At 71.1% G+C, this 19,282-nt stretch carries 18 protein-coding genes; 10 read left to right on the forward strand and 8 right to left on the reverse strand.

Annotation, left to right across the window (positions count from 1 at the left end; genetic code table 11):
- Positions 1-13 precede the first annotated feature (13 nt).
- Complete coding sequence (locus tag ADY59_RS47385) at positions 14-2,497, forward strand: FG-GAP-like repeat-containing protein (protein ID WP_197093393.1); 2,484 nt, start codon at positions 14-16, stop codon at positions 2,495-2,497.
- On the opposite strand, the gene ADY59_RS02005 is transcribed toward ADY59_RS47385, so the two are convergent.
- Positions 2,481-3,125: a DUF4232 domain-containing protein gene (locus ADY59_RS02005; RefSeq protein WP_049556866.1), complete on the reverse strand. Its 645-nt coding sequence runs from the start codon at positions 3,123-3,125 to the stop codon at positions 2,481-2,483. The two genes, ADY59_RS47385 and ADY59_RS02005, sit on opposite strands and share 17 nt — an antisense overlap.
- Positions 3,126-3,207: 82 nt before the next feature.
- Between ADY59_RS02005 and ADY59_RS02010 the strand changes: the two genes are divergently transcribed.
- Entirely contained in the window at positions 3,208-3,882 is a 675-nt protein-coding gene (locus ADY59_RS02010) for a maleylpyruvate isomerase family mycothiol-dependent enzyme (RefSeq protein WP_442937663.1), read from the forward strand.
- A 5-nt stretch (positions 3,883-3,887) separates the two neighbouring features.
- On the opposite strand, the gene ADY59_RS02015 is transcribed toward ADY59_RS02010, so the two are convergent.
- On the reverse strand, positions 3,888-4,787 hold the full coding sequence (locus tag ADY59_RS02015) for a MerR family transcriptional regulator (protein WP_049556870.1): 900 nt from the start codon (positions 4,785-4,787) through the stop codon (positions 3,888-3,890).
- Positions 4,788-5,026: 239 nt separating this feature from the next.
- Here ADY59_RS02015 and ADY59_RS02020 point away from each other — a divergent pair, with 239 nt between their 5' ends.
- Both ADY59_RS02020 and ADY59_RS02025 read left to right on the forward strand, forming a co-directional pair.
- The gene (locus ADY59_RS02020) at positions 5,027-5,572 is read left to right on the forward strand and encodes a Uma2 family endonuclease (protein ID WP_049556873.1); all 546 of its coding nucleotides are present in this window, start codon (positions 5,027-5,029) and stop codon (positions 5,570-5,572) included.
- 196 nt (positions 5,573-5,768) lie between these two features.
- A complete protein-coding gene (locus tag ADY59_RS02025; protein WP_049556875.1) occupies positions 5,769-6,647 on the forward strand; it encodes a hypothetical protein in 879 nt (292 codons plus the stop codon).
- On the opposite strand, the gene ADY59_RS02030 is transcribed toward ADY59_RS02025, so the two are convergent.
- The gene (locus ADY59_RS02030; protein WP_049556876.1) at positions 6,625-7,269 is read right to left on the reverse strand and encodes an O-methyltransferase; all 645 of its coding nucleotides are present in this window, start codon (positions 7,267-7,269) and stop codon (positions 6,625-6,627) included. The two genes, ADY59_RS02025 and ADY59_RS02030, sit on opposite strands and share 23 nt — an antisense overlap.
- Positions 7,270-7,324: 55 nt before the next feature.
- On the opposite strand from ADY59_RS02030, the gene ADY59_RS02035 reads away from it, so the two are divergent.
- Positions 7,325-7,975, forward strand: a complete 651-nt coding sequence (locus ADY59_RS02035; RefSeq protein WP_197093394.1) for a DsbA family protein — start codon at positions 7,325-7,327, stop codon at positions 7,973-7,975.
- 193 nt (positions 7,976-8,168) lie between these two features.
- Positions 8,169-9,746 (forward strand): citramalate synthase, encoded by a 1,578-nt coding sequence (gene cimA / locus ADY59_RS02040; RefSeq protein ID WP_049556883.1) that lies wholly within the window; start codon positions 8,169-8,171, stop codon positions 9,744-9,746.
- Here the strand turns inward: cimA and ADY59_RS02045 are convergent.
- Positions 9,743-10,171, reverse strand: a complete 429-nt coding sequence (locus tag ADY59_RS02045) for a DoxX family protein (RefSeq protein WP_049556885.1) — start codon at positions 10,169-10,171, stop codon at positions 9,743-9,745. The genes cimA and ADY59_RS02045 overlap by 4 nt on opposite strands.
- Before the next feature lie 203 nt (positions 10,172-10,374).
- Positions 10,375-12,006, reverse strand: coding sequence for a heparinase II/III family protein (locus ADY59_RS02050; protein WP_231618494.1), 1,632 nt, complete (start codon positions 12,004-12,006; stop codon positions 10,375-10,377).
- Positions 12,007-12,121: 115 nt separating this feature from the next.
- On the opposite strand from ADY59_RS02050, the gene ADY59_RS02055 reads away from it, so the two are divergent.
- Positions 12,122-12,718 carry an HD domain-containing protein gene (locus ADY59_RS02055; protein ID WP_049556887.1) on the forward strand — a complete coding sequence of 199 codons (597 nt, stop codon included), beginning with the start codon at positions 12,122-12,124 and terminating at the stop codon, positions 12,716-12,718.
- A gap of 4 nt (positions 12,719-12,722) precedes the next feature.
- On the opposite strand, the gene ADY59_RS02060 is transcribed toward ADY59_RS02055, so the two are convergent.
- The gene (locus ADY59_RS02060) at positions 12,723-13,097 is read right to left on the reverse strand and encodes an antibiotic biosynthesis monooxygenase family protein (protein WP_049556889.1); all 375 of its coding nucleotides are present in this window, start codon (positions 13,095-13,097) and stop codon (positions 12,723-12,725) included.
- Between the two features lie 92 nt (positions 13,098-13,189).
- Here ADY59_RS02060 and ADY59_RS02065 point away from each other — a divergent pair, with 92 nt between their 5' ends.
- Entirely contained in the window at positions 13,190-13,966 is a 777-nt protein-coding gene (locus tag ADY59_RS02065; RefSeq protein ID WP_049556891.1) for a fumarylacetoacetate hydrolase family protein, read from the forward strand.
- Entirely contained in the window at positions 13,959-15,332 is a 1,374-nt protein-coding gene (gltX, locus tag ADY59_RS02070) for a glutamate--tRNA ligase (protein ID WP_082309784.1), read from the forward strand. Before ADY59_RS02065 ends, gltX begins: the two co-directional genes overlap by 8 nt.
- A 58-nt stretch (positions 15,333-15,390) precedes the next feature.
- Here the strand turns inward: gltX and ADY59_RS02075 are convergent, their stop codons facing one another.
- Entirely contained in the window at positions 15,391-16,575 is a 1,185-nt protein-coding gene (locus tag ADY59_RS02075) for an MATE family efflux transporter (protein WP_049556894.1), read from the reverse strand.
- Positions 16,576-16,625: 50 nt separating this feature from the next.
- Here ADY59_RS02075 and ADY59_RS02080 point away from each other — a divergent pair, with 50 nt between their 5' ends.
- A complete protein-coding gene (locus tag ADY59_RS02080) occupies positions 16,626-17,171 on the forward strand; it encodes a PadR family transcriptional regulator (protein WP_049556896.1) in 546 nt (181 codons plus the stop codon).
- A 29-nt stretch (positions 17,172-17,200) separates the two neighbouring features.
- Here ADY59_RS02080 and ADY59_RS02085 read toward each other — a convergent pair whose 3' ends face one another.
- Entirely contained in the window at positions 17,201-19,168 is a 1,968-nt protein-coding gene (locus tag ADY59_RS02085) for a M3 family metallopeptidase (RefSeq protein ID WP_082309785.1), read from the reverse strand.
- Between the last annotated feature and the right edge of the window lie 114 nt (positions 19,169-19,282).

The raw sequence follows: 19,282 nt of genomic DNA on the forward strand, positions 1-19,282 counted from the left end.
AGTTGCCGCGGCGATGGCAGCGTCCTTGTCGGCGGCTCTCGGCCCGGCACCGGCCGGCGCGTCCCCGATCTCGCTTCCCTCACTGGTGGACAACGGCGTCCACCCGTACCCGGGTGCGGCGGAGATCCTGGAAGCCCACAACGTCAGGCTGATCTCGGGCGACGGCCACATCGTGCTGGCCGACTGCGCCACACCGGCGCAGGGCGACATCGGCCTGCTGAAGATCTGGACCACCGACGAAGCCATCGGCTCCGACGGAATCGGCCGGGTCTGCTTCAAGGTGACGGCGCCCTCCGGCGTGCTGAACCTCGAAGTGCCGGGCGTGTACGAGATCCGCGGCGACGGCCAGCGCGCGGGCACCGGTCACGAGGTGACCGCGGAGCTGCGCGCCGACGACGGCGAGGAGCTCACCGTGGAGGTGGATCCGGACGGCAGCACTCAGGTGGGCCTGGGCGCGGACCCGGAGGCGTCGCCGACCATGTTGCTGCAACTGCGTGCCGGCACCGGCCCCGCACCGGTCAGCGGCGCGCAGGCCGCGGTCGGCAAGCTGGCCGCAGAGGGCCGGGAGTGCACCGTGACGCTGGTCGCGCCACGCTGGGCGCTCGGCGCCGCGAGCTGCGTGGCCGCCGACCCGGCCCAGCCTCAGTTGCCCGAGGGCGCGCCGGCCGCCGAGACCCACGTCGTGTTCCCAGGAAAGGCCGCCACCAAGGTCGACTGGCTGAGCCCGCGCCCCGGCCGCGACGTGGTCCTCGCCCGGCTGGCCGCCCCGGTCGACGGGATCACCCCGATCGCGCCGGCCACCGCCGCCCCCACGGGTGCCGAGCTGTCCGTCGTCGGCTACAGCCGCGCCGGCATGACGGACACCGACTGGACCAGCGACCAGCAGCGCAGTGCGCAGGTCACCTTCACCGCCGCCACGGCCACGGCGCTGACCGCCGGATCCGGCCCGGTCGTGTGCAGCGGGATGGCTGGGGCGCCCGTCCTGGACGGCGGCAAGGTCGTCGCCGTGCTCAGCCAGGCGGGCCAGGCCGGCTGCCCCGGCAGCGCGGGGAGCGACGGCGCGCTCACCGCCGCCCGTGCTGACGATCTCGCGACCTGGGTCGACGCCCTCGTCACCTCCACGGCGGACCACAACTGGCCGCTGGCCGACCTGCCCGCTGCGGCCACGTCGGGCACCGCTGTCACGGCCGGCGCCGACAGCGCCTTCACCGGTACCGGCCTCCCGCTGACGGCCACCGCCGGCGCGACGTGGAAGACCGGCGACTCCTTCAGCCCGGCGGTCGAGCTCGACGGCGCCACCGGGTCCCTTGCGACCGGTGGCCCCGCCGTCGTCACCGACGCCGACTTCAGCCTCAGCGTCCGGGCCAAGCCCACCGCCGGCGGCGGCACCGTCCTGTCCCAGGACGGCGCCAACACCGCCGGATTCAGGCTCTGGGCCGAGAACGGGTCGTGGCGCTTCGCCATGAGCCGGTCCGACGTCGCCAGTCCGGCTTGGGACACCGCGGTCGCGCCCGCGGGCAGCGCTCCGGCAGGCGCCTGGTCACACGTCGCCGTGACGTACAAGGCGGCCACCGGCGTGGCGATCCTCTGGGTCGACGGACGGAACGTCGCCGGCGTCCGCCACACCGAGAAGTGGAAGGCCGGCGGCGCACTGCGCGTGGGCGCGCACAAGAGCGGCGCGGGCCTCGGCGGCCACTTCGGCGGCGTCCTGTCCACCGTCCGGACCTGGAACGGGCTCTCGCTCACGCCCGAGCGCAACGACCACGACTTCGACGGGGACGGCCGCAACGACGTCATCATCACCGACGGAGCCGGTGACCTGTGGATGTATCCGAGCCAGGGCGGATCGGGACTGAACACGCTCAGCGGCAGGAACCGGGTCAAGATCGGCAGTGGGTGGGGCTCCCTGAGATGGATCGTCACCGACTGGAACGCCGACGGCCTGGCCGACGTGGTCATGTCCGGCTCGGACGGTGACCTGTGGATGTATCCCAACCAGAACGGAAGGCTGTCCAGCGCCGACAGGCAGAAGATCGGCACCGGCTGGGACAAGTACGTCCACGCCGCCGGCAACGCCAACAGCACCCCGCACGCCGACCTGTACGGCATCAAGAGCAGCGACGGCGAGCTGTACTACTACCCCGACGGGGGCGGCAAGACCAAGATCGGTAACAGCGGCTGGACCGGTTACCGCATCTTCCCCGCCGACTTCGACAGCGACGACCGCGCCGACGTCATGGCCATCGACACCTCGGGCGACCTCTGGTTCTACGCCAACACGAACCAGAACGGAGTCACCCTTGCCGGCCGCACCCAATCCGGCACCGGCTGGAGCAGGATGAAGGTCGCGGCCATGGACCTGAGCCATGACGGCAAGGCCGACCTGGTCGCCATCGACGGCGACGGCGACCTGTGGATCTACCCCGGCAAGGGCGACGGCCGCTTCGGCGCCCGCTACCGGATCGGCACCGGCTGGACCGTCAAAGCCGTGGGCTGACACACGCGATCCGGTGGGCCCGGCGCGACGGACAGGGGCCGGCCTGGCGATACGCCCACGCGGTGACGCCGAGCCGGCCCGTCGAGCCGAGATCCACCGGGGTGTCGACGCTCAGGCGGGCGCCGGCCACGCTGACGACCAGCGTGGCCCCGTTCACGGGCGGCCGGCTCGGGTCGTCGTAGGTGTTCCGCCACACCAGCCCGAAGCGGGCCGACCTGCCGGGCCGCAATGTCAGCGTCCGGGGCCCGGGGGCCTCGACGGCCGTGGTGACCTGCCGCGCGCCCCGGTCGACGCTCACCTTCAGGCGGCCGCCGTCCTCGTCCAGCAGGCTGACCGCCGGATAGCCGGTGACGCGCCGCACCCGCTTGCCGCAGTTGGTGAGGATCATCCCCTGCGCCCGCAGCCCCATCGCCGCGCTCGTCTCCTCCGCGGTGAGCCGCATCCCCGAACGGGGACAGCGGGCCTCACCCGGCGCGGGCCGCCCGACGTGCACGGACGGGATCGGGGTGGGCCGGGCGAGGTGCGAGGACGGGGCCGGCGTGGGCGGGGGCTGGAGCGCGCCCGACGTCCGCGTGCCGCACCCGGCCAGTCCGAGCACCACCGCGAACAGGACATATGGGATCCTCACCCTGGAATCCTGTCACGTACGGCAGATGGGGTTCCCGTAGGCGGCGATGAGTTCGGCCCACGGCGCAAGTCGATCCTCCGTGATGAGTGAGCACCAAGACAGGAGACACCCCGACATGACCGGCCCGGAGTCGAAGGCCGCCCTCTGGGCACTGGTTCACGCCGAACGCGAGGCACTGGCAGCCGATCTGGCCGGCCTCGGCGAGGACGGGTGGGCCACGCCGTCCCTGTGCGCCGGGCTGACGGTGCGTGAGGTGCTCGCGCACATGACCGCCGGCGCGAGCCTCACTCCCGTACGGTGGATGCTCGGCGTCATCCGCTGCCGGTTCGACTTCGACAAGCAGGTGGCCATGCGGCTGGCCGAACAGCTCGGCGGGTCCCCGGCCGAGTCGCTGGCCAGGTTCCGGCGGGTCGTCGCGAGCACCACCAAGCCGCCCCTGCCGGTGATCGCGATGCTCGGCGAGGTGGTCGTGCACGGTGAGGACATCCGGCGTCCGCTGGGGATCCGGCGCGACTACCCGATCCGGACGATCAACCGACTGGCCGGGTACTACCGGGGGTCCGGGCTTGTCGTGCCCGCGAAGGAGCGTGTGGCCGGACTGCGCCTCGTGGCGACCGACGGGCCCTTCGCGGCGGGGGAGGGGCCGCTGGTGACCGGGACCACGTTGGCGTTGACGATGGCCATGACCGGCCGCGAGCCGTACTTCGCCGAGCTCGGCGGCGAGGGCGTCGCCATCCTGCGTGAACGGTCGGCGTAAGCCCCTCAGGCGGAGCGCAGCGCCTCGATGAACCGGTCGAGCGCGGGCCCGAGCGGTTCCGGGGCGGGCCAGCCGTTGATCACGGCGAGCAGCTCCAGGTAGAGCTGGCGGCGGGGGTCAGCGGCCGCCTCCAGCCGGGCGAGCAGCCGCCGCCGCAGCCCGGCGTCGTCCGGCACCCCGAGCGCCCGCGCGTACTCCGCCGCGACCGCCGCCACGTCCGCACCGGCCTGCCGCGACGCCGCCGGGGCGGCGGTCGGGGCAGGGGCGGCGGCCCGGGAGCGGACCAGGGCGACCGGGCCGGGGCGCAGCCCGAGGCCGTCGTCCCGGGTGTCCTGCGCCATCCGCCGCATCGAGGCGCGGAAGTCCGGGTCCCGGGACAGCTCGGCGAGCCGTACCCATGCCTCGACCTGCTCGGCCGTGGGGTCGTCGGGCAGTTCGGGCGTCATCGAGCGCCGGACGCCCTCGAACTCCAGCCCGCCGAACACCGCGTCCAGGAAACCGCCGATCAGCTCCCGGCGCTCGTCCTCGGACAACCTGGCCAGCTTGTGCATGAGATCCATCTCCTCAGGGGTCGAGCCCTGCCGGGCCACCGCCGTGAGCACCGCCCGCCGCTGCCTGAGCGTGCGGATCTGCACGGCCAGCGCGTCGGCGTGGGCCGCCGCGACCTCGGCGAGCGAGACCTCCCGGTCCACGACCCTGCGGATCGTGACCAGGCCCAGCCCCAGCTCGCGCAGGGTCCGTACGAGATCGAGGCGTGCGACGGCCGCGGCGTCGTAGCGGCGGTAACCCGCCGGGCTGCGGTCGGAGGGCGGCACGATCCCCTGGTCGGAGTAGAACCTGATGGTCTTGACCGTGAGCCCGGTCCGCCGGGCGAGATCACCGATCGAGTAGAGCGTGCCGTCCATGACCCCCACCTTCGCGCCTCCCCCTGCTGGAGACTCAATGTCCGGTTCATGATGAGATCACGCCGGGCTGATGATCGTGGCGCCGATTCCGGTGATCGCTGCCCGGATGTTCCTGGTCACCGGGCCGGCGACGCCGTGTCCGCCCGGGAGTGAGGCGTTCTTCGCCGTTCCCATGACTGCCCGGCCCGGGGGGAATACGCTCGGCCATGAACCGATCACACTCAGGTGAGGGCAGTGGCATGATCAGGCCTGTCGAAGAGCGCTACCGCACGGTCCGCGACCTGTTCCCCGAGCTGCGAATCGAGATGGTGGGCGGCCGCATCGTGGTGAACGAGCCCGGCACCTGGCAACACAACACGATCATCGCCCAGGTGCTCTTCCAGCTGGTGCCGGTCGTGGCCGAGCGCGGCTGGGAGATCTGGCCCAACATCAGCGTCTTCATCGGCGCGGAGGCCGACCGCTACGTGCCGGACCTGACGGTGGTGCCGCAGAACCCGGTCATGGAGACCGACGAGGCCGTACACGGCCGCAGCACGGTGCTGCTCGTCGACGTGGTGGCCGCCGGCAACGCCTACGACGACCACGTCGTCAAGCCGATGAGCTACGCCCCGGCCGGGGTGCCGCTCTACCTGGTGATCGACCCGTTCCAGCGGATGGTCAAGCTGCACGGCGGGCCCGAGGTGAGCGGCTACACGCAGGTGACGGTGGAGCCGGTCGGCGTGGCCCTCCACCTGCCCGCGCCGTGGGACCACACCCTCGACACCGGCAAGCTGCTCGACGTGTGACCCGTCAGTCCTCGTAGTCCAGGACGAACTTCACCCGGTCCCCGGCACCGTCGGCGGACGTACACCGCAGGGCGCCGGCGCGGCGAACGTGCGCCACGCGTACGGCCTTCGGAGGCTGACGGGTCCCCGGCGCGGGGGAGGCGGCTCCCCGCGCCGGGGGAGGCCGCGCCGGGCCCGGGGGCGCAGACTCGGCGGCATGACGAAGCGGCTCGCGGCGGCGTGGACCGCCGCCTACGGTGCGGTGCACGTGTGGTGGGCGGTGGCCGGGGCACCCGCGTTCGGGTCGTTCGGGGAGTCGTTCATCCCGGGGGAGTGGCCGCCGGTCGTCCTGGCGGCGCTGGCCGCGACGGCCTGCCTGCTCCCCGTGAGCCGGGCGGCCGTGACGCTCGGCTGGGCGGCCGGGGTGGGGCTGATCGGCTACAGCTTCATGTTCGCGCTGGACATCGTGGGCCTGCTGTTCGGCAATGCGCTCGACGTGGCCGGTTTCCTCATCCGGGGCGCGGGCGTGGCGGGCGGGGTGCTGACCGTGCTGTGCGCGGTGGCCGCCCGCCGTCGCGTCGCCGGCGCCTGCCCGAGGTGCGGGCGGCTGCACGGCCGCAGCCCGGAGTCCCGTACGGAGCCGTCCCCGCGCTGGGCGTTCGCGGCGGCGTACGTGGCCGTGACCGGCGCGGTCGCGCGGATCGCGGCGCAGCTCGGCGAGTGGCCGTGGGGGACGGGCGACCCGGCGGGGCCGATCTTCCTGGCGCTCTACGCACTCGCCGGGACGTTGCTGCCTCTGGCGCTGGTGCACCGGTGGGGGCGGATCTGGCCGGGCTGGGTGCCGGTGGTGGCCGGGCGGGCGGTGCCGCGATGGGTCGTGCTGGTGCCCGCGTTCCTGGTCGGCGGCGGCCTGGCCGGATATTTCGGGATAGCGGGACTCACGCTCATGGTGACCGAGGGCACCGGTCAGCCGCTGTGGTGGACGCTGACCGTGATCCCCGGCTACACCGTCTGGGGGCTTGGCCTGCTCGTGGCGGCCACCTCGTACATCATCATGACCAAGCCGCCCTGCGTCAGAGCTTGCGCACCAGCGTGAGGCCGTCGGCGAGCGGCAGCATGACCACGCTCACCCGGGGATCCTCCCGGACCAGGTCGTTGAACTCGCGCATCAGCGCTGTCGCGCCGTCGTCGTGCCCGGGGTCGGCCACCTGCCCCCGGCGCAGCGTGTTGTCCACCATCAGCAGGCCGCCCTGCCGCAGCCGGGAGACCAGCAGCTCGTAGTAGCCCGGATAGTTCTGCTTGTCGGCGTCGAGGAACGCCAGGTCGATGGGCTCGCCGAAGCCGCCCAGCGTCTCCAGCGCGGGGCCCAGCGTGAGCGTCACCCGATCCGCCACCCCGGCCTTCTCCCAGTAGCGGCGGGCGACGGCGGTCCACTCCTCGCTCACGTCGAAACAGTGCAGCCGCCCGCCCGCCAGGCCACGCGCGATGCACACCGACGAATAGCCGGTGAACGTCCCCACCTCGACCGCCACCCGGGGCGCGACCAGCTGGGTGATCATCGTCAGGAACGTGCCCTGGTCGGCGGAGATCTGCATCTCCGCGTCGTCGCCGGTCAGCCTCGCGGTCTCGGCCGCCAGCTCCAGCAGGAGCGGGTCGGGCGGCGTGGAGTGGTCGAGGATGTACCGCGCGACGGACGCGGTCAGGACGTATGCCTTCATGGATCTTGTTTACCACCTGACGGTGTTCACAGCCGGGTCGGATAGGGTCTGCCAGATGATGAAGAGGGTGGCGGCGGTGGGGATCGCCTGCGTGGCGCTGGTCGTGATCGCCGTGGTGACGTTCTCCGGGCCCGGTCGGTCGTCGTCCGGCGAGGTGCGGCTGATGCGCCAGCCCGACGGCTCCATGGTGCTGGCCGACAAGGGCGGCGACGCCCCCGTGCTCGACCTGTACGAGGACTTCGACTGCCCCGTCTGCAAGGAGCTGCACACCCGGGTGGACGCCACCATCCAGCGGCTGGCCAGGGAGGGCAGGGTCAAGGTCGTCTTCCACCCGGTGACGATCTTCCGCGAGGAGCCGATGCGCTCCAACTCCATCAGGGCCGCCGCGGCAGCCCGCTGCCTGCCCGAGGCGAACTGGCTGGCCTTCCGCGACGAGCTGTACGCGATGCAGCCGGCCCCGCACGGCATCGCGTCCGGGTTCACCGTGCAGGAGCTGGCCGGGGCGGCGAGCAGGGCCGGGGCGCAGGGGGCGGGCGAGTGTGTGACCTCCCAGGCGTACGCCGAGTCGCACGTGGCCGAGAGCGCGAAGATCCGGATCGAGGGCACGCCCACCGTGGTGCTGAACGGCCGCGTGCTGGGCGACGAGGCGTTCGACCCGGCCGCGCTGGAGCAGGCCATCACCGGCGGCGCCGGGGTGACCGTCTGACGACACCGTCCCAGAGGGTGAGACCGATGTGCCAGATGGTGAGTGGGTGTGGCAGACTCGCAAGCACCATGTTCTACGGTCTGCTCATTATCGGCAGGCGCGCTGGCTAACGCAGGGACACCGCCAGCGCGCAGACCTCTCACGTCCGTGAGGGGTCTTTTTGTTTTCCAGACCTCCGTCAGAAAGAAGAACCATGGCCGACGACCGCTTCCACGTCTACGACACGACGCTGCGTGACGGCGCACAGCAGGAGGGGCTCAACCTCAGCGTCGCCGACAAGATCGCTATCGCGCGTCACCTGGACGGGCTCGGCGTCGGCTTCATCGAAGGGGGCTGGCCGGGCGCCAACCCCAAGGACACAGAGTTCTTCAGGCGGGCTCGAACAGAGCTCGACCTGAAGCACGCGCAACTCGCCGCGTTCGGTGCGACCCGCCGGGCCGGTGTGAAGGCAGCCGACGACCCATTGGTGGCCGCTTTGCGCGAATCCGGCGCGCCGGTCGTGACCCTTGTCGCCAAGAGCCACGACCGGCACGTGGAGCTGGCCCTCCGCACGACTCTCCAGGAGAACCTCGCGATGATCCGCGACACGGTCTCTCACCTTCGTGCGGAGGGACAGCGAGTCTTCCTCGACGCCGAGCACTTCTTCGACGGTTACGCGTCCAATCCAGCCTACGCGCTGGAGGTCATCCGCACCGCCGCCGAGGCGGGCGCCGACGTCATCGCCCTGTGTGACACCAACGGCGGCATGCTCCCCGACGAACTGGCCGAGGTCGTGCACGCGGCCGTGCAGACCAGCGCCCGCGTCGGCATCCACTGCCACGACGACACCGGCTGCGCGGTCGCCAACACGCTGGCCGCCGTCCGGGCCGGCGCCACCCACGTGCAGGGCTGCGCCAACGGCTACGGCGAGCGCTCCGGCAACGCCAACCTGTTCACCGTCGTCGCCAACCTCCAGCTCAAGCGGGGCTTCGACCTGGTGCCGCAGCAGGCGCTCGCCGACATGACCCGCATCGCGCACGCGATCACCGAGGTCACCAACGTCACGCCCAACTCCCACGCCCCGTACGTCGGCGCCTCCGCCTTCGCGCACAAGGCCGGGCTGCACGCCAGTGCCATCAAGGTCGACCCCAACCTCTACCAGCACATCGACCCCGCCCAGGTGGGCAACGACATGCGGATGCTGGTCTCCGACATGGCCGGCCGCGCCTCGGTCGAGCTCAAGGGCCGCGAGCTGGGCTACGAGCTCGGCGCCGACGACACCAAGAAGCTCGTCGAGCGGGTCAAGGACCTGGAGTCCAGGGGGTTCACGTTCGAGGCCGCCGACGCCTCCTTCGAGCTGCTGCTGCGCGACACCGTCCACGGCGAGCGCCGGCGTCACTTCGAGGTCGAGTCCTGGCGGGTGATCGTCGAGCGCACCAAGGGCGGCGAGCTGGTCAGCGAGGCCACGGTCAAGCTGCACGCCAAGGGCGAGCGGATCGTCGCCACCGGCGAGGGCAACGGCCCGGTCAACGCCCTGGACAAGGCCGTCCGGCAGGCGCTGGAGAAGCTCTACCCCGAGCTGGCCAGGCTGGAGCTGGTCGACTACAAGGTGCGCATCCTCGAGGGCACCCACGGCACCGGCGCCATCACCCGCGTGCTCATCACCTCCAGCGACGACACCTCCGAGTGGGCGACGGTCGGCGTGGCCGAGAACATCATCGACGCCTCCTGGCAGGCCCTGGAGCAGGCGGTCACCTACGGCCTGCTCAGGGCCGGCCACGAGACCGCCTAGGACCGCACGGCGACCAGTTGCGAGCGGCGGCGGCCGAGCAGGCCGTCGAGGGCCCAGGCTCCCGGGCCCAGCACGGCGATCAGCAGGAACGCCCAGCAGTACATCGCCGCCAGCTCGCCGCCGTTGCGCAACGGGAGCAGGTGGGCGGGCTGGTGGACCATGAAGTACGCGTACGCCATCGTGCCGGAGGCCAGCGTGGCGGCGACGCGGGTGAACAGGCCGCTCAGCACGAGCAGGCCGCAGACGAGCTCGATGAGCGCCGCCCACCAGCTCGGCCAGGTCGCGAACGCGACGGCCTGGCCGGTGCCGCGATTGCCGCCCATCACGCCGAACAGCGACGTCACGCCGTGAATGCTGAAGAGGAATCCGGTGACGATGCGGAAGAGCGCGAGCATGGGCTGGGAGAACCGGTCGAGGGGGTGCATGGGATCACCTTCCGTATGCCGCACCTGCGGTGAATACAGGAAATAGGAAAACCGGTGAGTAAAGTTTTTCGCGACCCCATTGGCGCAGTTCTACACAGGGTGTAGTGCGGTCGTTGAAATGTCAATTCCCGGCGTCCGCCGGACGCCGGGAACTGTCGTGACCTGGATATTCGCGATGAAATTAATAACGAAACATTGTTCCGTCAGAAGAGGCCGGCGGAGAAGCTCACGCCGTCGACGGTGACCTTGCCGCCCGAGCACGTCACCTTGGGCGAGTCGGTGCCCGGCACCACGATCGTCAGCAGCGACCTGGCGGCGGGAGAGATCACCACGTTGGTGGGCTGCTTGGCCAGATAGGACGGCGACATCCAGCCGAGCTTGCCGCCGCGCTGCACCTTCTGCCCGCCGATCGGCTTGCACGAGGCCAGCTGCACCAGCGTCACCTTGAACTTGCCGTCACTCAGCACGACCCGGCCGGCGCGCTTGGACACCAGCTTGAGCGAGTCGTCGAAACGCCACAGGCTCTGCACCTTCTCGCCGCCCGCCGCCTCGTCGAGCACCGCCATCAGGTCGTCGCCGTGGTTGACCAGGACCGAACGGGTGCGGGTGACGCCATAGGCCTTGTCGGAAAGGCGGAACGACTGGCGGTCCGCGCCGTACTTCGTCTTGGTGAGTTTGCTGGCCGTGCGCGGGCGGAAACGCTCGCCCACCACGGTCGGGACGTTGTGCGCCTGCGGGGAGAGCGTCCAGTAACGGTAGGAGTTCTTCTCGTAGGAGTGGAATCCGGCGTCGACGAGGATGTCGCGGCCGTGCGCGTAATAGGTGACGCCCAGGTGGTCCTCGTGGCCGTGCCACTTCATGCCGGGACCGAACCGGATCGAGTAGAACGCCGACTCGGGCTTGCCCCAGTCGGTCCGGCCGAACACGTAACCCGCCTTGTAGGTCCTGACTTCCTGTTCGGGCGTGCCCGCGTCCATCTTGGGCTCGGTCTCGGCGCTGCCGTCGCCGATCGGCACCATGTAACCGTTGGGCTGGGTGGAGTGGGCGATGAAGTCCTTCAGCGCCTCGGTCCGCTCACTGATGTCGCCCGGCACCTTGCGGCCGCACGAGCGCATGCCGTCCATCGCGACCCGCAGCCGGTTGTGGACGTAGACGGCGTAGCGCGGCGCCTGCTCCATGAGCGCGCCCTGCGAGTCGACGTCGAGCCTGACCGTGCCCCTCAGCCGCCGGACGGCCAGGTCGGACCAGTCGGCGCGGTTGTAGCGGCAGCCGATGGCCAGCAGCGCGATGTCCTGGTCGATGCCGTGGTTGTGGCCCTTCTTGTACAGCCGCGCGTCGGACAGCAGCCTGGCGTGGTCGGCCAGGCTCTCCTTCAGCCAGGCGTCCTTGACGTGCATGCTCAGGCACACCAGCGGCTGCGTGCGCAGCGACACCGGGTGGTCCTTCCACACGTACGCCTTGGTGCCGCGCGCGCCGCGCCTGTTGTGCGCGACCCAGTCCTTGGTGATCTCCTCGGCGCGCCGCAGGTAGCGCTCCTCGCCGGTCCTCTCGTACTCGACGACGAGCGTGCCCATCCACCGCAGCGACTGGAACACGTACTCCCAGGAGCGGTTCTTGAACGGGCTCGCGCTCCAGTTGATCTTCTTGCCGAGCTTGAAGGCGGGCAGGCCGACCAGGGAGATCTCGCCGCCCATCACCTCGCCCGCGGTCGGCGTGCCCGGCAGCCAGTCACCCTGGCAGGGGGCGGTCCGCTTGACCGGGGAGTCGGCCCGCGCCGGGCTCACCGTCCCGCCGAGCAGGAGCGTGAGGGCAAGGGGGATCGCGAGGCGGCGCACGCCAGATTCCTTCCGGACCGAAAAGACGGGGGGCGCAACATGCTGTCCGAATCGCGAACTCAAGGTCAAGTTGGCCGCCGGGATCGTTAGCGGGTCGATGCGCCATGCTTCTGTCATGAGATACGACGACCTGGTGATCCCCGACTCGCCCGTCTGCCGTGCCGCGCTGGAGGTGGCCACCCGCTACCACACGCCGTCGCTGCTCAACCACTCGATCCGCGCCTACCTGTGGGCCGCCGCGTACGCGCCGGGCCACGGCATCGCGTTCGACGCGGAGCTGCTGTACGTGTCGGCGATGCTGCACGACATCGGGCTGGCGGCGGAGTTCGACAGCCACACGGTGCCGTACGAGGAGGCCGGGGGGCACGTGGCCTGGGCCTTCTGCGCCGGCGCCGGCTGGCCGGCGGAGCGCAGGACGCGCGCCGCCGAGGTGATCATCCGGCACATGTGGGCCGAGGTGCCGGTCGAGGACGACCCCGAGGGGCACCTGCTGGAGCTGTCGACGGGCATGGACATCTCCGGCCGGAGCACCGAGGAGATCCCCGCCGCCGTGCGGCAGGAGGTGCTGGAGCGCCATCCCCGGCTCGACATCGCCGGGGAGTTCGCGGCCTGCATCAGTGACCAGGGCACGCGCAAGCCGGACAGCATCGCCGGCGGGTTCGTGCGGGCGGGCATCGTCCAGCGCATCGCCGCGAACCCCCTGGACAGGTGAAATTTCAGGACTTGGGAGTGGCGCTCTGGATGACCTCGAACGACCACACCTCAGACCCCGACGCGGCCGGGCCCTGCCCATGACCGTGCCCCTGGCTCTGGGGCGGCGCCTCGCCCCGGTCGCCGGCCCGCTCCTGGGCGGCCTGGGCGTGGCCGCGCTGGAACGCCTGGCTCTCCTGCCAGCGCTGGAAGTCCTCCTCGCTGCGCCAGCGGGTGTAGACCAGATAGCGGTCGGTCCCGTCGACCGGCCGCAGCAGCTCGAACCACTCGAACCCGTCGGCCGACTCGACCATCCCGGCCCGGTTGGCGAACCGCTGCTCCAACTGCTCCCGCATCTCGGCGGGCACGGTCAACACGTTGATCTTCACGACGGAAGGCATGTCAGCTCCTCGGCAAGGTTGTCCACCTAGGAAACCACGCCCCGCCCCGATACCGGGCGGACCCGCACCGGTGGCGGCGATAGCCTTGTCAGGTGCGTATAGCGAGGTTCTCCACAGGTGAAGGCGTCTCGTTCGGCGTGGTCGAAGGGGGTCCGGGCGAGGAGTTCGTCTCCGCGATCTCCGGTCACCCGTTCGGCCAGGTGCAGTTCACCGGCGAACGGTTCCCGCTCTCCCAGGTGCGGCTGCTCGCCCCGATGCTGCCGAGCAAGGTGATCGCCATCGGCCGCAACTACGCCGAGCACGCCAGGGAGATGGGCAACGAGGTCCCGCCGGAGCCGCTCATCTTCATGAAGCCGTCCACCTCGGTGATCGGTCACGGCGAGTCGATCGCCTACCCGACCACGCTCTCGCACCGCGTCGACTTCGAGGGCGAGCTGGCCGTGGTCATCGGGCGGCTCTGCCGCGAGGTGCCCGCCGAGCGGGTCAAGGACGTCATCTTCGGCTACACCTGCGCCAACGACGTCACCGCGCGCGACCTGCAGAAGAAGGACGTGCAGTTCACCCGGGCCAAGGGCTTCGACACGTTCTGCCCGATCGGCCCGTGGATCCAGACCGACCTGGACGCCGCCGACCTGGCGCTCACCACGACGGTCAACGGCGAGATGCGGCAGAGCGGCCGCACCAGCCAGCTCATCCACGACATCCCCGCCCTCGTCGCCTACGTCAGCGCGGTCATGACGCTGATCCCCGGCGACGTGATCCTGACCGGCACCCCGGCCGGAGTCGGCCCGCTGGAGATCGGCGACGAGGTCAGCGTCGGGATCGAAGGCATCGGCACTCTGACGAACAAGGTGGTCTCTCGTGACTGATCTACGGGTGCGCTTCGCCCCGTCCCCAACCGGCATGTTCCACGTCGGCGGCGCCCGCACGGCGCTGTTCAACTGGGCGCTGGCCGAGCAGTCGGGCGGCCGCTTCGTGCTGCGCATCGAGGACACCGACGCCACCAGAAACCGGCCGGAGTGGACCGAGGGCATCATCTCGGCCCTCGACTGGATCGGCATCAACGGCACCAACCCGGTCTTCGAGGGCCCCTACTTCCAGTCGGCCTACGAGCCGCAGCACCGCGAGGCCGTGGCCAAGCTGCTAGCCGGCGGCGCCGCCTACCACTGCGACTGCACCCGCGAGCAGCTCGTCGCCCGCACCGGGTCCGAGCACAAGGGCTACGACGGCCACTGCCGCGAGCGCGGGCTGAGCGAGGGCGCGGTCCGCTTCCGCACCCCCGACGAGGGCGTCACCGTTGTCGAGGACCTGGTCCGCGGCCGGGTCGAGTTCCCCAACGACGCCCAGGAAGACTTCGTCATCGCCCGCACCGACGGCTCGCCGCTCTACGTGCTGGCCAACGCGGTCGACGACATCACCCAGGGCATCACCCACGTGGTGCGCGGCGAGGAGCACCTGGGCAACGCCGCCAAGCAGGAGCTGCTGTGGCCGGCGCTGGGCGCGGTTGCGCCGGTGTGGGCGCACCTGCCGGTGATCGTCAACGAGCAGCGCAAGAAGCTGTCCAAGCGCCGCGACAAGGTCGCGCTCGAGGACTACCGGGCCGAGGGCTACCTGGCCGAGGCCATGGTCAACTACCTCATGCTGCTCGGCTGGGGGCCCGGCGACGACCGCGAGATCATGCCGTGGTCGGAGATGGCGCCGCTGTTCCGGCTGGCGGACGTCAACTCCTCCAGCGCCTTCTTCGACGAGAAGAAGCTGCGCGCCTTCAACGGCGAGTACATCCGGGCGCTGCCGATCGAGACGTTCGAGGAGCGGTGTCAGCCCTACCTCGACCCGTCCTGGGACCGCGAGCGGTTCAGCAAGGTCGCCGCGCTGGCGCAGACGCGCATCGGGGTGCTGTCGGAGATCCGGCAGAACGTCGACTTCCTGTTCCTGCCGGAGCCCGTCTTCGACCAGGCGTCCTGGGACAAGGCGATGAAGAACTCCCCTCGGGAGATCCTCACCGGCTACCTGGAGCGGCTCGACACCGTCAGCTGGGACCCCGAGTCGCTCAAGGAGGCGCTGGAGGAGGTCGGCGCCGCCCACGGGCTCAAGCTCGGCAAGGCGCAGGCGCCGGTCCGCGTCGCGGTCACCGGCCGCACGGTCGGGCTGCCGCTGTTCGAGTCGATCGAGGTCCTCGGCCGTGAGCGCGCCAAGGAGCGCATCCGCGCGGCCCTGACCCGCCTCGACGCCTGAACAACCCCGCGAACCCACCCTCGGCCGGAGACCCGTGCCGGGGGTGGGTTCGCGCGCGTCAGTGCGGAGGCGCGGGCGTACGGGCCGGCGCCGGGGCTCGGCGGGCCAGTGCGGCCGCGAGGCTGAGTGTCGCCCCGGCGGCCATCGACAGCCACACGCCCGTGACCCCGAGCCGTTCGCTCAGCACGTAGGCGAGGGGCAGCTGCACCGCGAAGCCCGCCAGCGTGGCGGCGAGCAGGCGGCCGCCCCTTCCGTCGGCCTGCAGCACCCCGCCGACGGCGATCAGCCCGCCGAACGGCACCAGATAGAGCGTCATCCAGCGCAGGAACCCCACGGCCGGCCCGGGATCGGCGGCGAACAGCCCGGCGACCGGCGAGGCGGCCACGTTCAGCACGCCCGCCACCACCGCCCCCGCCAGCAGCCCGGCCCGTAGTGGCGACCCGGTGCCCTCGGCCCGCGCGGTACGGATCATGGCGGCCTGGCGGAGCGCGTAGAACACCATCACCCCGGCCAGCATCACCTTCTGCCCGACCCCGTACCCGGCCAGCTCCGCCGTCCCGAACCCGGCGACGAGGTCGACGAGCACCATGCCCACGAGCGCCCGTGCCAGGAAATCTCCGGACATGGGAAGCCCGGTCCGCAGCACCGGCCCCACGAGCAGCCCGGCCCCCGAGTCGCGCTCGCGGAGCGCACGGACCGACACGGCCAGCGTGATCGCCCGCGCGAGCACCGTGGCCACCGCCGCACCCTCGACGCCCAGGCCGAGCCCGTAGATGAGCAGCGGGTCCAGCCCGATCACCAGCGCGTTGCACAGCAGCGCGTGCCGCATCGGCCGCCTCGTGTCGCCCCGGCCCTTGAGCACCCCGTCCACGACCGTCTGGGCGAAGTAGACGGGCCACCCGGCGAACGCGATCAGGAAATACGCCTCACCGCCCGCCACCCAGGCCAGCGCCGCCCCCGCCACCGTGATCGGCGCCGAGAGCCCCGCCCACAGCACCCACCCGGTCCTGACCACCGGGGCCAGCGGCGCGTGCCCGTCCCGCCGCCCGACGAGCACGGTCACGCCCGTCGGCACGGCCAGGAAGAGCCCGTAGGCCAGCGTCTCGGCCGTCGTCGCCACCGTCACCGTGGCGATGGCCGCCTCGCCCAGCCCCGACACCCACAGCAGGTCGATCAGCCCCACCGCCACCACGGCCGTCAGCAGCTCCACATAGATCGGCATCGCCAGCCTGAACACGTGCATACCTCGAATCGTAGTATCTCGATTAGAGGTATAGCGTTACGATGCACCCCATGGCAAGCGGCGGCGACCTGACCCTCACCATCCTGGGATTCCTCGGCGAGCGCCCCATGCACGGCTACGAGCTCAAAGCCAGGCTCAGCGCGCTGACCGGCCACCTGCGTCCCATCAGCGACGGCGCCCTCTACCCGGCGATCGCCAGGCTGGAGTCCAAGGGCCTGGTCGAGCGGCACGAGGAGGCCGGCACCCACGCCGCCCGCCGCCAGGTCCTGACGCTCACCCCGGCGGGCCGCGAGGAGCTGCTGAGGCGCCTGCGCGATCCCGGCGACCTCGACATCAGTGACCAGACCCGGTTCTTCGCCATCCTGACGTTCCTGTCAGCGCTCCCGGACCCGGCCGAGCGGGCCGAGGTGCTCCGCCGCAGGCTGGCGTTCCTGGAGGCCCCGGCGAGCTTCTTCTACGACCGCGGCGCGCCCGTCAAGATCAAGGACGAGCCCGACCCGTACCGCCGCGGCATGCTGATCGTCGCCCGCGCGTCCAGCCAGGCCGAACGGGAATGGCTGCGCGAGCGCCTCGCGGAACTCGACGCCCCCCGGTAGCTCCCGCCGCGGGGGGCGTTCCGGCAGGGTCAGACCAGGCCGCGGCGCTCCAGCAGCGGGCGGATGCCCGGCTCGCGGCCACGGAAGTTGCGGAAGGCGGTCAGCGCGTCGAGGCTGCCGCCCTTCGACAGCAACTCCCGGCGGAAGTGGTCGCCGTTGGCCCGCTTGAGCCCGCCGTTCTCCTTGAACCACTCCACGCTCTCGGCGTCGAGCACCTCGCTCCAGATGTAGGAGTAGTAGCCGGCGCTGTAGCCGCCGGCGAAGACGTGCGCGAAGTAGTTGGTCCGGTAACGCGGCCGCACCAGCGGGAACGCGATGCCGGCCGCCTCCAGCGCCGCCGCCTCGAACGCCTCGGCGTCGGCCACCTCCTCGCCCGGGGCCAGCTTGTGCCAGGCCCAGTCGAGCAGCGTCGCGGCCAGATACTCCACCGTCAGGAAGCCCTGGTTGAACCGCTCGGCAGCCTTCAGCTTGGCCACCAGCTCCTCGGGCATCGGCTCGCCGGTCTCGTGGTGGCGGGCGTAGCTCGCCAGGATCTCCGGCCAGGTCACCCACATCTCGTTGACCTGCGACGGGTATTCCACGAAGTCGCGCGGCACCCTGGTGCCCGACACCCGCGGATAGCGCACCTGCGAGAACAGTCCGTGCAACGCGTGCCCGAACTCGTGGAAGGCCGTGTTGACCTCCTCGTACGACAGCAGCGTGGGCCCCTCGGCGGGCTTGGTGACGTTCAGGTTGTTCATCACCACCGGCTTCTCGCCGAACAGGAACGACTGGTCGACCAGGTTGTTCATCCACGCGCCGCCGCGCTTGTTGGCCCTGGCGTACGGGTCGAGCAGGAACAGCCCGAGCGTGTCGCCGTCGTCGCCGGACACCTCGAAGACCCGCACGTCCTCGTGGTAGCCGGTCAGGTCGGTGCGCTCGGCGAAGCTGAGCCCGTAGAGCAGCTCCGCCGCCTTGAAGATCCCGTCACGGTAGACGCGGCCCAGCTCGAAGTAGGGGCGCATGGCGTCGGCGTCGAAGTCGTAGCGGGCCCGGCGCACCTTCTCGGCGTAGTAGGACCAGTCCCACGGCTCGATCGCGAACCCGGCCTGCTCCGCCAGCGCCTCGGCCTCCTCGCGGGCGTTGCGCACGGCCGGGCCGACGAGCTGGCCGAGCATCTCCTCGACCGCCTCCACGGTCTTGGCCGTCTGGTTGGCGACCACGTACGCGGCGTGGTTCGGGAAGCCGAGCAGTGCGGCCCGCTCGGCGCGCAGGCTCGCGATGCGGATCGCCAGCGCGCGGTTGCCGGGCGCCCGCTCCACGCTCAGCTCGTAGAGCCGGCGGCGCACGTCACGGTCGGTGAGCTGCGTCAGGGCCGGCTGGTTGGTGAAGTTGAGCAGCGGCAGCACATAGCGGTCGTCCTTGCGCATCGACCGGATCGTGGCCTCGTCCAGACCGTCGAGCTCCTTGGCCTCGGTCACCACCAGAGCCGACTCCGACGAGGCCTTGAGCAGGTTCTGCGAGAACTCCGTCGACAGCGTCGACAGCTCCTCGTTCAGCGCCCGCAGCCGCTCCTGCTCCGGCTCCGACAGGTCTGCGCCCGCCCGGACGAAGTCGTCCCGGTACTTCTCCAGCAGCCACGCCTCCTCCGGGTCGTCCGTCGTCACCTGCTTGACGCGGGCCCAGAGCGCGCGGTCGAGCTGGATCGCGTCGCTGTGCCTGGTCAGCTCCGGAGAGATCCGCTTCTCGATCTCCATCAGCGTGTCGGAGGTGTTGGAGGCCGCCATCGAGTAGAAGACCGTGGCCACCCGGCCCAGGACGCGCCCGGACCTCTCCAGCGCCGCCACGGTGTTGGCGAACGTGGGCGGCTCCCCGGCCGACGCGATGGCCGCCACCTCGGCCAGTTGCTCCGCCATCCCGCGTTCGAACGCGGGCAGGTAGTGCTCCTCGCGGATCTCCTCGAAGGGGGGCAGCTGATAGGGCAGGCTGCTCGGGGCGAAGAACGGGTTCTCGGCCAACGCTGGGGCTCCTCCACGTGGTGGTTTGTCCCCCTCAGCTTGGCACGTCATGGCCGATGCCGGACGCCGCCGGGTATTCGTTTTGGTCTTACCCCCCGAGCTGGGCTATTCTTT

The organism is Nonomuraea sp. SBT364 (assembly GCF_001083785.1).
GTDB lineage: Bacteria > Actinomycetota > Actinomycetes > Streptosporangiales > Streptosporangiaceae > Nonomuraea.

Excerpts from the sequence above, each read along its gene's own strand:
- ADY59_RS02010 (WP_442937663.1), top strand. The coding sequence starts at position 3,208 with ATGAGTGAGCACCAAGACAGGAGACACCCCGACATGACCGGCCCGGAG.
- ADY59_RS02080 (WP_049556896.1), top strand. The coding sequence starts at position 16,626 with ATGGCAAGCGGCGGCGACCTGACCCTCACCATCCTGGGATTCCTCGGC.
- ADY59_RS02015 (WP_049556870.1), bottom strand. The coding sequence starts at position 4,787 with ATGGACGGCACGCTCTACTCGATCGGTGATCTCGCCCGGCGGACCGGG.
- cimA (WP_049556883.1), top strand. The coding sequence starts at position 8,169 with ATGGCCGACGACCGCTTCCACGTCTACGACACGACGCTGCGTGACGGC.
- ADY59_RS02030 (WP_049556876.1), bottom strand. The coding sequence starts at position 7,269 with ATGAAGGCATACGTCCTGACCGCGTCCGTCGCGCGGTACATCCTCGAC.
- ADY59_RS02025 (WP_049556875.1), top strand. The coding sequence starts at position 5,769 with ATGACGAAGCGGCTCGCGGCGGCGTGGACCGCCGCCTACGGTGCGGTG.
- ADY59_RS02055 (WP_049556887.1), top strand. The coding sequence starts at position 12,122 with ATGAGATACGACGACCTGGTGATCCCCGACTCGCCCGTCTGCCGTGCC.
- ADY59_RS02075 (WP_049556894.1), bottom strand. The coding sequence starts at position 16,575 with ATGCACGTGTTCAGGCTGGCGATGCCGATCTATGTGGAGCTGCTGACG.
- ADY59_RS47385 (WP_197093393.1), top strand. The coding sequence starts at position 14 with ATGGCAGCGTCCTTGTCGGCGGCTCTCGGCCCGGCACCGGCCGGCGCG.
- ADY59_RS02035 (WP_197093394.1), top strand. The coding sequence starts at position 7,325 with ATGATGAAGAGGGTGGCGGCGGTGGGGATCGCCTGCGTGGCGCTGGTC.
- ADY59_RS02020 (WP_049556873.1), top strand. The coding sequence starts at position 5,027 with ATGATCAGGCCTGTCGAAGAGCGCTACCGCACGGTCCGCGACCTGTTC.
- ADY59_RS02060 (WP_049556889.1), bottom strand. The coding sequence starts at position 13,097 with ATGCCTTCCGTCGTGAAGATCAACGTGTTGACCGTGCCCGCCGAGATG.
- ADY59_RS02045 (WP_049556885.1), bottom strand. The coding sequence starts at position 10,171 with ATGCACCCCCTCGACCGGTTCTCCCAGCCCATGCTCGCGCTCTTCCGC.